This is a genomic window from Pediococcus parvulus, from assembly GCF_007990205.1.
Lineage (GTDB): Bacteria > Bacillota > Bacilli > Lactobacillales > Lactobacillaceae > Pediococcus > Pediococcus parvulus.
In genome coordinates this window covers 67,208-79,241 of record NZ_BJWE01000003.1, presented here as the reverse complement: position 1 = coordinate 79,241, position 12,034 = coordinate 67,208, and the positions used below count along the sequence as shown (strand labels likewise).

Annotated in this window: 13 protein-coding genes; 1 reads left to right on the top strand and 12 read right to left on the bottom strand. The window is 37.0% G+C overall.

Annotated elements, in window-relative coordinates; translation table 11 throughout:
* Positions 1–91 precede the first annotated feature (91 nt).
* From glyS to rpsU, 9 genes are all read right to left on the bottom strand, one after another.
* Positions 92–2,170: a glycine--tRNA ligase subunit beta gene (gene glyS, locus PPA04_RS01755; RefSeq protein WP_057782745.1), complete on the bottom strand. Its 2,079-nt coding sequence runs from the start codon at positions 2,168–2,170 to the stop codon at positions 92–94.
* Positions 2,170–3,078, bottom strand: a complete 909-nt coding sequence (gene glyQ / locus PPA04_RS01750) for a glycine--tRNA ligase subunit alpha (protein WP_057782743.1) — start codon at positions 3,076–3,078, stop codon at positions 2,170–2,172. Before glyQ ends, glyS begins: the two co-directional genes overlap by 1 nt.
* Positions 3,079–3,346: 268 nt before the next feature.
* Positions 3,347–4,105, bottom strand: coding sequence for a DNA repair protein RecO (gene recO / locus PPA04_RS01745; protein ID WP_057782741.1), 759 nt, complete (start codon positions 4,103–4,105; stop codon positions 3,347–3,349).
* A gap of 12 nt (positions 4,106–4,117) precedes the next feature.
* Positions 4,118–5,035 carry a GTPase Era gene (era, locus tag PPA04_RS01740; RefSeq protein WP_057782739.1) on the bottom strand — a complete coding sequence of 306 codons (918 nt, stop codon included), beginning with the start codon at positions 5,033–5,035 and terminating at the stop codon, positions 4,118–4,120.
* Between the two features lie 15 nt (positions 5,036–5,050).
* Positions 5,051–5,455 (bottom strand): diacylglycerol kinase family protein, encoded by a 405-nt coding sequence (locus PPA04_RS01735; RefSeq protein WP_057782736.1) that lies wholly within the window; start codon positions 5,453–5,455, stop codon positions 5,051–5,053.
* The gene (ybeY, locus tag PPA04_RS01730; protein WP_057782734.1) at positions 5,433–5,909 is read right to left on the bottom strand and encodes an rRNA maturation RNase YbeY; all 477 of its coding nucleotides are present in this window, start codon (positions 5,907–5,909) and stop codon (positions 5,433–5,435) included. Before ybeY ends, PPA04_RS01735 begins: the two co-directional genes overlap by 23 nt.
* A gap of 20 nt (positions 5,910–5,929) precedes the next feature.
* Positions 5,930–6,898 carry a PhoH family protein gene (locus PPA04_RS01725; RefSeq protein WP_057782732.1) on the bottom strand — a complete coding sequence of 323 codons (969 nt, stop codon included), beginning with the start codon at positions 6,896–6,898 and terminating at the stop codon, positions 5,930–5,932.
* 41 nt (positions 6,899–6,939) lie between these two features.
* Positions 6,940–7,383 carry a GatB/YqeY domain-containing protein gene (locus PPA04_RS01720; protein ID WP_057782730.1) on the bottom strand — a complete coding sequence of 148 codons (444 nt, stop codon included), beginning with the start codon at positions 7,381–7,383 and terminating at the stop codon, positions 6,940–6,942.
* Between the two features lie 66 nt (positions 7,384–7,449).
* Entirely contained in the window at positions 7,450–7,635 is a 186-nt protein-coding gene (gene rpsU / locus PPA04_RS01715) for a 30S ribosomal protein S21 (protein WP_057782728.1), read from the bottom strand.
* Between the two features lie 201 nt (positions 7,636–7,836).
* Between rpsU and PPA04_RS01710 the strand changes: the two genes are divergently transcribed.
* Entirely contained in the window at positions 7,837–8,649 is an 813-nt protein-coding gene (locus tag PPA04_RS01710) for a pyruvate, water dikinase regulatory protein (protein WP_057782726.1), read from the top strand.
* An 81-nt stretch (positions 8,650–8,730) separates the two neighbouring features.
* On the opposite strand, the gene PPA04_RS01705 is transcribed toward PPA04_RS01710, so the two are convergent.
* The 3 genes from PPA04_RS01705 to PPA04_RS01695 are packed head-to-tail and all read right to left on the bottom strand — an operon-like array spanning position 8,731 to position 12,018.
* Positions 8,731–9,651: a deoxyribonuclease IV gene (locus tag PPA04_RS01705; RefSeq protein ID WP_057782725.1), complete on the bottom strand. Its 921-nt coding sequence runs from the start codon at positions 9,649–9,651 to the stop codon at positions 8,731–8,733.
* Positions 9,652–9,654: 3 nt separating this feature from the next.
* Positions 9,655–10,866, bottom strand: coding sequence for a CDP-glycerol glycerophosphotransferase family protein (locus PPA04_RS01700; protein WP_057782724.1), 1,212 nt, complete (start codon positions 10,864–10,866; stop codon positions 9,655–9,657).
* Entirely contained in the window at positions 10,867–12,018 is a 1,152-nt protein-coding gene (locus PPA04_RS01695) for a CDP-glycerol glycerophosphotransferase family protein (protein ID WP_057782723.1), read from the bottom strand. It lies immediately after the preceding gene.
* Between the last annotated feature and the right edge of the window lie 16 nt (positions 12,019–12,034).

Below are 12,034 nucleotides of genomic sequence, written 5' to 3'. Positions count from 1 at the left end.
GGCATTTTATCTAATTTTGTTGCTATGAACATTTTCGTATCAAGCAACAAGATAAGTTTTTGTGGTTTCAACCTATAGTAATTAACAATTACTATTTCACAATCAATTCTTTTAAATTACCAATTGAGAAAATTAATCTAGCTAAAATTGTGAGTTGATTTAACCGATTTTTGCGAATTTTTTCGTCGTCAACAATAATCATGGTTTGATCAAAGTAAGTTTCAATTAATGGACGCAGTTTCTGTAAGGCTTGAAAGTTCTCATTCAGGGTCCGGTTTTTAGCCTCTTTGCGAACGCCTTCAACCGCGTCAAACAAGTGACGCTCTGAATCATTTTCAAACAGTGCAGGATCAACAACCAAATCACGATTTGAAAGATTCGCCTTTTCAGAAATCCGTAAAACTCGTGTCAAGGCTTCGATATTTCCCTTGAAATCAGCATCATTTTTATGAGCTTCCAGCACTTTAGCCGCATCCAACATATTTAAAATATCGGAGTTAGTTCCCTTTGTAACAGCTTCGACAATGTCATAACGCGCATTCTTATTTGAGAACCATTGACGAACACGATCCTTTATAAATTCTCGAACATCAGAAGCATGTTGGTCAAAGTCTAAATCAAAGGTTGCTTTATGGTTGCGCAAATCTTGAAGGAATTGCTTTTGCAAACTTTGCATTGGAAAATGCCAGTTTTGATCACGCGTAATGCGAACAATGCCCAGTGCCTGTCGACGTAAAGCATAAGGGTCATTTGAGCCAGTTGGAATTAGATCAACAGCGAAGAAACTTCCAATATCATCAAACTTATCAGCAATTGCTAAAACGGCACCTACTTTTGTAGCAGGTAGAGCACCATCAGCGCTTACTGGCATATAATGTTCCCGAATGGCTGTAGCAACCGCGGGAGTTTCATTTCCAAGCAGTGCATATTTTTCACCCATAACGCCTTGTAATTCAGGAAACTCGCCTACCATTCCAGTAACAAGATCAAATTTATAGATCTCACTTGCTCGTTTAACATCAGCCAGTTCTTGGTCAGTCAAACCAACATTTTTTCCAAGTTCTTGGGCAATAACTTGAACTCGTTGCATCTTTTCATACATAGAACCAATTTTATCGTGAAAACTAACTTTTTTAAGTTTTCCAACGTAGTAATCAATACTGTGCTTTTGATCTTCATGATAGAAGAACGCTGCATCTTCCAAACGTGCGGTGAGTACTTTTTCATTCCCGCGAACAACATTTTCTAGATGATTCTTGTTGCCGTTACGAACTGAAATGAAATTAGGTAGAAGTTGACCTGATTTATTTCGGGCATAGAAGAAGCGTTGATGATCCCGCATTGAAGTAATTAAAACTTCTTCAGGAATTTCAAGATATTTTTCGTCAAAATGACCCGCAAAAGCAGTTGGCCATTCAACCAAATTATTAACTTCTTCCAACAAGTCCGGATCAACCTCAATATTCCAGCTCTTTTCATTGGCAATTTCGTCAATTTGGTCTTTAATTAATTGTTTTCGTTTTGTTGCATCCGCAATAACAAAAACTGATTTTAACTGATCTTCATAATTCTGAGCCTTTGCAATCGTCACTGGCTTACCAAGGAAACGATGCCCCTGAGAAACGTTACTTGCCTGAACATCTAAAATTGAAAATGGCACAACTTGATCATCTAGAAGAGACACCATCCATCGAATGGGACGAATATATTTGAAACTATAATTTGCCCATTTCATCATGGTTGGGAATGTCATTTTTTCAACAACCGTTTTTAATTTTGGTAGTACATCGGCCACATCTTGACCAATCGTCTTCTTAGTGACGTAAACATATTCGGTTCCTTTAAGCTCTTTAAACGTAATGTCGTCAGTTGTGACCCCTTGGCCTCTTGTGAAGCCCATTGCAGCCTTTGACCAATTGCCATCTTTATCCATTGCAATTTTTTTAGCTGGGCCTTTAACTTCTTCTTCTTCATCCGCCTGGCGATCGGCTAATCCATTAACTAAAACTGCCAACCTTCGTGGTGTAGAAAAAGTTTTGATGGTTTCAAATGTGATTCTTTCGTCATCAAAAAAATCAGTCACCCGTTTTTGTAGCTGTTCAATACTTGGGGTCACAACATGGGCCGGAATTTCTTCTAAACCAATTTCAAGTAAATAGGAATGTGTCATTATTTTTCTGCCTCCTCTTTACGATCCGAATCTTTTAAAAGTGGGAATCCAAGCGATTCGCGCTCTTGAACAAAAGCCTTAGCAACCGACTTTGCCATATTACGAATTCGTGATAGATAGCCAGCCCGCTCTGTTACAGAAACTGCGCCACGAGCATCCAACAAATTGAATGTATGACTACACTTTAAGATATAATCATAGGCAGGATGAACCAGACCGTTTTTAATCTGGGCTTTAGCTTCACGTTCATAGTCATCAAACAGTTGTAACAACATGTCCTGATTACTTTCTTCAAAGGAATATTTTGAGTGCTCATATTCGGGTTCTTTGAAAATTTCACCATATTTAACGCCATGACCCCATTCCAAATCAAATACTGAGTCCACATTTTGAATATATGAAGCTAATCGTTCCAATCCATAGGTGACCTCACTAGTAACTGGTGAAACTTCTAAACCACCAACTTGTTGGAAATACGTAAATTGAGTAACTTCCATGCCATCAAGCCAAACTTCCCAACCAACACCGGCACAGCCCATTGATGGGTTTTCCCAGTTATCTTCAACGAAGCGAATATCATGTTCCAGTGGCTCAATTCCTAAGGCCTTTAAACTGCCCAAATAGAGTTCTTGAATATTTTCCGGTGAAGGCTTCATCACTACTTGAAATTGGTGATGTTGATAAAGACGATTAGGATTTTCTCCGTAACGACCATCAGCGGGGCGACGTGAAGGCTCTACATATGCCGCATTCCATGGCTCCGGGCCAATGGCTCTTAAGAAAGTATAAGGACTCATTGTTCCTGCTCCTTTTTCAGTATCATAAGCTTCCATTAACATACAACCCTGGTCGGACCAATAATGTTGTAAGGTCAGGATAATATCTTGAACAGCTAATTTGTTTACCATTATGTGTCTCCTTTTTTATTTTGAACACAAAAAAACCTACGCAGAAATAATCTACGTAGGGACGATTTATTCGCGGTTCCACCCTACTTCTGACAAAAGTCAGCAGCTTAATTTGCGAACTCCGAAACGCCAATTATTTAAACACACTGCTTAGTTCCACCAGCCTAAGCTCTCTTGAAGTCTATTTAAAAATCCTTTTCATCATTGTTCAGTATTAAATTCATTTCTATACTAGAATAATTACGCGCTAAAGTCAATGTTCAACGGCCTAATTCCATGAATTCATGGTGTCAATAAAATGTTTGCTTTTTAAGCTCAAACCAACCTCATCTTGATAGATAGTATCGATCAGCGCTTTTAATCTCAACTTGGTTTCCGTTCGAACTTTGATTGAACGAATATTTTTAAGTTGCACAGAACTTAATCGCTGCAAATAAAAGATTGTGCGCCGGTCAAGATGGGATCGCCTAGGATCAATGTGCCAATGATTCTGACAAAGCATCCCACCTGAAGCTTCAGAATAATCTAGCGGTAAATCCGTTCGATGACAAACAATACATTGTTGCCACTCTTGCTGAACTCCAAAAGTTGGTAAAAGTTGTAGTTCAAATATATGGCTAATGATTTCTGGATCAAAACCATTATTGATCATATCTAATGCATCTGATGCCATATCAAACCAGACTGGAATGGCTTGATTATCTGAGAACGCCGAATCAATTAAATTTAAAATATACGTGATATAAGCATTACGTTCAATATCTTGATTAATTTGCTCAAATTGGGTGAGCTTTTTTTCTGCATTTAAATAACAAAGGCCTTTTTCTCTAATTAAGCCCACATACGTGCCTCTTGTGAAGGGAAGAATGGCAGCTGCTAATTTAAAACCTCTTTTTCTGGCCCCACGAATGTAAAACATTTTTTTGCCAAATTCGCGAGTAAAAAACTTTACCAACTGGTCACGTTCTCGATAATCTTTGCGAAACATGACAATGCCTTCAAACTGTGCTGTTGTTTGTACTGCCATTAAAACTTACCCTTAATAGTTATCTTTCCGATACCCATATGATTGCAAAAGTGATTGTTTATCACGCCAACCTTCGGAAACCTTTACCCAAAGTTCAAGATAAACTTTGTCACCAAGAAGTCTTTCAATATCTTCACGAGCTAAAGTACCGATTTTCTTTAGCATTTGCCCACCATGTCCAATGATAATCCCTTTTTGGGTGGGACGATCAACAATAATTGTAGCCTGAATATGAATTTTTCGTTTGTCTTGCCGTTTCAAACTTTCAATGACTACTGCTACAGAATGTGGAACTTCTTGTCTAGTTAACATGAGGACTTTTTCCCGGATTAATTCCGCCGCTATGAAGCGTTCCGGATGATCAGTTACTTGGTCATCTGGATAGTATTGAGGGCCTTCAGGTAATTCTGCTGCCAAAGTATCAATAAATTCGGAGACATTGTTACCTTGGATAGCCGAAATTGGGACCACTTCTTTCCAATCCACAGCATCTTTATAGTCGTCCATAATCTCAAGTAATTTGTTTGGATTAATGAGATCAATCTTGTTGATAACCAAATAAACCGGCTTTTTAATCTGTTTCAGATGTTCAATGATGAAGTTATCACCCGCACCCCGTTCTTCATTAGCACTAATCATGAACATTACGGCATCCACTTCATTTAACGTGGATAAAGAAGATTGCACCATAAAGTCACCCAATTTATTGTGAGCCTTATGGATTCCAGGTGTATCAATGAAAATAATCTGTTCTTTATCAGTGGTATAAATACCCTGAATCTTATTTCGTGTCGTTTGAGGGACGTTACTCATGATTGCAATTTTTTGACCAATTACGTAATTCATGAATGTCGATTTTCCGACGTTAGGTCGCCCAACAATTGCAACAAAACCAGAATGAAACTTTTTGTTCTTGTTTGAATTTTCCAAAGTATTTCTCCTATTCTAATGGATTAAAAGCATCCAAATCTTGGGAACAAAAATACATAATCCAATAATTCCCGAAAAACAAGCTGCAATCAAAACTGCACCTGCAGCCATATCCTTAATGTGTTTACCTAACTCACTATAAGTCTTTTCAGTCACTAAATCTACCAAGTTTTCAGCAACAGTATTAAAAGTCTCTGTCACCAACATGGATCCAATACAAGCAATAATCCAGTACCATTCAGGACCTGTCAACCGCAATCCCCAAGCAAACAAAATAACGATAACCGCCAAAATACTATGAATACGCATGTTACGTTCTTCACGAAAAATACGAATAACGCCACTCCAAGCATGGACAAACGATTGCTTAAAAGTATGATTTTTTTCAGTTTGCTTTTTATCTTTTAAGGCCATAAGCATTCAAAATTTCTTTCTGAAGAGGAAACATAATTTTTTGATCTTCGGGCTTAATGTGATCATAACCATTTAAATGTAAAAAACCGTGTACACATAGAAAACCAAGTTCTCGTTGATAAGAATGACCCAAGTACTCTGCCTGTTCTTTAACTTTATCAACCGAAACCATGAGATCACCAATGTTGGGGGTTATCTCTTCTGCTAACTCGTCATCTAAAATAATCGGGTCTTCATCAGAATCATCTTCAATCGCAAAACTGATAACATCGGTTGCCCGATCAACTTGACGATAAGTTTTATTAATTTCATGAATTTCATCATTATGCATTAAAGTCACAGACATTTCAGTATTTTCTGCTAATTTCAGATAATTACCAGCAAATTCTAAAACGTTTTGAATTAATTCAATGTTTTCCTTAGGTTCTTCTTTTGTATGGTCATAAATTTGAATATCCATAATCTAAATCGACTCCATTTTTAATTTGATTTATGTCCCTCATAAGCGTTTATAATTTCTGCTACCACTGGATGACGCACAACATCTTCTGAATCAAAACCGACAAATCCAATGTGCCGAACGTTTTGCAGAATTCGTTGTGCCTCAACTAATCCACTACGAACACCATGGGGTAAGTCAATTTGTGTGATATCCCCATTTACAATCATTTTTGAGCCAAATCCTAAGCGAGTTAAAAACATTTTCATTTGTGCACTGGTTGTATTTTGTGCTTCATCAAGAATAACAAAAGCATCATCCAATGTTCGACCCCGCATGTATGCTAATGGTGCAATTTCAATGACACCTCTATCCATCAATCGAGTAGTATGTTCAGCACCAATGATTTGATAAAGAGCATCGTAAACCGGACGTAAATAAGGATCGACTTTTTCTTTGAGATCACCAGGAAGAAAACCAAGGCTTTCACCAGCTTCAACGGCTGGGCGGGTCAAAATTAATTTATCAACTTCGCCCCGTTTTAAAGCAGCAATTGCCATCACAACTGCTAAATATGTTTTCCCAGTTCCTGCCGGGCCAATTCCAAAAGTGACGTCGTTTCGTTTAACAGAATCAACGTACTGTCTTTGACCATAGTTTTTAACCCTTACTGCTTTGCCCTTATTATCCTTAATTAGGGTTTCCTTATACATATCTTGAAAATAGTTCAAAGTACCTTTATCAGCCATTTTCATTGCACTGACAACGTCTGCACTGTTCAACTGAATGCCTTGTTTAACAAGTGACAAAAGATTTTTGAACACGTTTACTGTTCGTTTAACTGGCTCCTCTTCACCTGAAATGGTGATTTTTTCTCCAAACGGATGGATTGAGACCTGCATGCCTTCTTCAAGAATTTGCACAAATTTATCTTGGTTACCAAGAAGCGACATTTCTTCGCTTGGATTTGATAACAGAAATTCCTTTTCAACTGTTTTTTGTTCAGCCAAGTGGTATTTGCTCCTTAATTAATGTTTATTTTGCTACGGTTCTAGCTAAGTTGACTCTTTACTGCCTGATTAACCAACTTACCATCTGCTTTGCCTTTAACCTTAGGCATTACGGCACCCATTACTTTACCAAAATCAGAGGTGCTGCTTGCCCCAACCGAAGCAATCGTATCTGCAACAATTTTTTCAATTTCTTCTTTGCTTAATTGCTGAGGCATATATTTCCCAACAATTTTGAGTTCGGCTTCCGTGCCTTTAACTAAATCGTCACGGTTACCTTTTTTAAACTCTTCAATAGATTCTTTACGCTGTTTATATTCACGAGCAATAACCGTTTGAGCTTCTTCGTCACTCAATTCGTGGTTTACCTTAACCTTTTCATTCATCAACGCCGCTTTAATCATTCGAATAACACTTAAAGTATCCTTGTCTCTGGCTTTCATTGCTGTTTTCATATCGTCTGTAATTGTTTGTACTAGGCTCATCAGTATATCCCCTTATCAAAGTTTATGATACAAAAAAAGCTCCTGATTTTTCAGGAGCATTAAAAATTAGAAGCGTTTCTTGTTCTTGCGTTTTCTTGCAGCTTCTGATTTTAACTTGCGTTTTACACTTGGGTTTTCGTAGAATTCACGTTTACGATATTCTTGTAAAGTACCTGATTTAGAAACTGTACGTTTAAAGCGGCGAAGAGCGTCATCAAGTGACTCGTTTTTACGAACGACTGTTTTTGACATTTTGAATCCCTCCCTCCGAGCTCTAAAGTAACGACAAACTTATTGAATTAAATCTGTGTTCTTTATTATTATACATAACATAGATTTTTACGTCAACAAAACAATTGCGGTTTTTTAAAATTCATTTGAAAGTTCATAAAACCGTTCTCATTCCCGTCCCTGTATGGTAGACTTAACTTAAAAGGATGAGGGTGATTGATTATGTCAACAAAAGTATTTATAATTTCTGATTCAGTTGGAGAAACTGCAGATTCTGTAGCCAAGGCTGCTTCTGCTCAATTTCCAAATGAAAAATTTGAATTTGATCGTTATCCGTTTACACAGACAACGTCTTTACTCGATGGCATTTTGAAACGTGCAAAACGTCAAAAAGCCATGGTATTTTCTACATTTGTTAATCCAGAACTAAATAAGTTTGCAAAAGATCAATGTGAGCAAGCCAAAATCTTGTATTATGATGTTTTAACCCCTGCAATTTCGCTTTTTAAACAACAAACAGGTCAAAAAGCAGCTAATAAACCTGGGACTGTGCATAGTTTAGATGAAGGCTACTTTGACAAAATTGCTGCAATGGAATTTGCCGTAACCTATGATGATGGTAAAGATCCGACTGGCTTCTTAAAGGCTGATATTGTGCTTCTTGGTGTTTCTCGGACTTCAAAAACACCACTTTCTCTTTACTTAGCTAATAAAGGATTTAAAGTTGCCAATCTACCACTTGTACCACAAGCTGCAATTCCTGATGAAATTTGGAAAGTTGATCCTAAAAAAATCTTCGGTTTAACTACAACGCCAGAAGTTTTAAATGATATTCGACGGCAACGAATGATTTCTTATGGTTTAAATCCAGATTCTTCATACTCTAACACGGAAGGAATCAAACTCGAGTTAGATTACGCTGATGAAATCTTCAAACGTTTGGGATGTTTAGTCATCAAAACTTCTAATAAATCCATTGAGGAAACTGCAACATTAATTATGGAAAGTCTCGATGTGGATGTAAGCGAAGAATAAGAATTTTACAAAAAGAGTGAATAAAACAAGACAAAGTCGGCAAAAACATAGTTTTTGCCGACTTTGTTTTGTTTTTTTAATTTACTTTAAAAACGCATCAAATTCAGTTTGTTCAAGTACATCGGAAACTAAATCAGGATTAAACTTTTCTGCTCTCAGCATGGCAATTTCATAACCATACGGCGCATATTTTTGTTTAACATCATTAGGATCTGGAATCCACGGAGTTTCCATAATCTTTGGAACCGCCGTGAGTTGAGGATGGTGGACTATTTTATTCAGCGTTTTAAATCCAATTGTGCCCAGACCAATATCTGCATGCCGATCTTTATGACTCCCCTGCGGATTTTTGGAATCATTCAAATGGATAACCTTTAAATAGTTCAAACCAACTTTTTGGTCGAACTCTTCAAGAACGTCGTCAAAGTGATCTCGAATCCCATAACCTGCATCACTCGTATGACAGGTATCAAAACAGACAGCAATCTTATCCTGCAACTTTACTCTTTTAACGATTTCAGCAATCTCTTCAAAAGTTTTCCCGACCTCAGTCCCTTTTCCGGCCATCGTTTCGATTGCAATCTGAACATGTTGATCTTCAGACAGGATTTCATTTAATCCCTGCACAATCTGATCAATTGCAGCCTGTGGCCCAGCTCCCACATGGGCTCCTGGATGTAAAACAATTTCACTCGCACCCAAGGCATCCGCCCGTTTGATTTCATTCTTTAAAAAATTGACCCCAAACTCGAAACTTTCCGGCTTTTTTGTGTTTCCTAAATTCACAATATAAGGTGCGTGAATGATCAAGTTGCTTAGCGAGTTTTGCTGCATGAGCTTTTGACCCTCAGAGATCCGAAGCTCTTCAATCGGTTTGCGCCTCGTATTCTGCGGAGCACCTGTATAAATCATAAACGTATTCGCTTTATAAGTAATTGCAGTTTCTACTGAACCCAAAAACATTTTAGGTGCTTTCATACTTACGTGAGATCCTAATAACATGCCTTATTCCTCCTCGTAAATTCCAATCGCTTTAATAACTTGTTTTGCAGCCGTTCCTTTTTCCCAACTTGTAAATTTCTTCTGAAACTCATTAAACTGACGGTCATAGTTGGCAAACGTCCCCTCAGAATTAAACACAGAAAGTTGTTTATAAAATTCTGTTGTGGTGGTCACAATTGGGCCAGGACATTCTTCTAAATAATTAAAATAAAAACCTCGTAGTTTACCTGCATAGTGATCTAAATCATAAGGGAAAAAGAGCATTGGTCGATGCAAGTTGGCAAAATCAAACATAACTGATGAGTAATCGGTAATCAGCAAATCACTAATCAAATAAAGTTGATTAATGTCAGTATCAGCTAAAATTCTCACACGTTTTTCAAATCCACGAATATCAATATGATCTTTAACCAAATAATGAGGTCGAATAATCAGAATTGTATCAGGTGAAACTAGCGAAAAAAACTTTTTTAAATCAAACGGTAAATCAAAACGATAGCGTCCCTTATAAATAAACTCATCATCCCGCCAAGTTGGCGCGTACAAAACTACTTTAGCATCACTAGCACCAAGAATTTTAAGTTTTAAATGACGAATAGTGTCTAAATTATTATCTAAATACAACACATCATTACGCGGGTACCCCGATCGAATAAATTTATTATTAAAGCCAAATGCACGTTTGAAAATGGCTTCTGAATAAGAATTAGGAGCAATCAAATAATTCCAACGTGCTGATTCTTTTTTAAAAGCTGCATGATATTCTGTCGTAGTTGTCCCAGGGATCTCCACGTTTTCAATATCTATACCCAATTTCTTTAATGGTGTTCCGTGCCAGGTTTGCACATATGTAGTTCCCCGATTCTTATGCCACCACAATGGCATGCGTGAATTAAACACCCAGTATTCCGCACGTGCAACAGTCCATATCCATTTAAACGACCAACGTTTTAGTATCTGAATTTCTGGATATGTTCTTTTTACTTCTTCAAAACGTCGACCCTTAATGCCAAAAAACAAGGAAGGTGCATACTCTGGATGGGTCAAAACTAATTCTTGATAGATTGCTGCAGGATTATCACTAACATCTTGCCCATTAAAACTTTCAAAAATAATTAAGTGGCGTTTAATAGGCAAACAAATAAGACAGTCATTGATTAATATCAAAAAGTAGCGGATTAGAACTTTTATGAGTTGTCCAATCATATGAAACATTTAAAAGCCACTCCGTTTCATCAAAAAATCAATTATTCGTTCCGCAGCCTTACCATCATTATATTGATTCCACGTTTCATTAATTGCCATAATAATACTTTTTTGGTCTTCTGGATTTGCAAAAAAACGTGAAAGTTGATCAACACTAGTAATCATAATGGCATGAAAGTCATCAGAAAAATCCCTTTGTAAACCAACTTTCTTTTCAAAATCGTTTTGGTCAAAGGTAAATAACCCAATATTATGCGCATTATCAAGCAAAGTATAATCAAATAAAATAGACGAGTAATCCGTGACAAGTGTATCGGTAACCGTTAATAACTCATCTGTTGAGATTTTTGGATCAATTGAAGTAATAAAAGATTCTTTTTGCTCCCATTGCTTTTCCAAATCCTGTAAATGAGGATGCAACCGTAAAATTAAAACGGTATTTTTTGGTAATTTCAGATTTTCAAATCCCGGAGCAAAAGAAAATTTGACTCCCTTCCGATAGGTCGGCGCATATAAAATCAAACGCTTGTCCTTTAGTTCAGGGTAACGGGTAAAAAATTTATCTCTTGCTTGAGTAACCCAATTTTTATCACTAAATTTATCTGATCTTGGGTAACCCAATTTGCGCATTTGATGACCATCTAGACGATAATTTATTTGAAAAATATCAGCCATTTTTTGAGAACCAACGAAAATATCATCCATCACATCGTAAACCCGTTGAAATCGGACTTGCGCTGATGGACGTCGTCGTTCAGTTGAGGGATCACTGAATCCGAATTCTTTAATAGCCCCATTTGCATGCCATAACTGTGACACTCGCATCCGTTTTGTTTTGATAATTCCTCCCATAAAAGGATAGTAATTATCAATTAAAATTAACTTACTACGCATTAATTGAGGGATTAACTTAAAAAATACAAAAGAGCCATTATCGAATTCCGTTAATTGAATGGTTTTAATAGTTTTTAATTCTTGAACATCGTTTTCAACCTCATGCTGATAATAGACATTCAGTTTTAGTGGTGCAATTCGTTCTGCTAAACGGCTAACAAACTCATTATTATTTCCAAAACTCATTAAATAAGTGACTTGTGTTTTTCTTTGCCCAGCAAATAATAGCGAACATAGTCGAACAAGAAACATATAAATATTCTTCATTTCGCTTGCTCCTTGA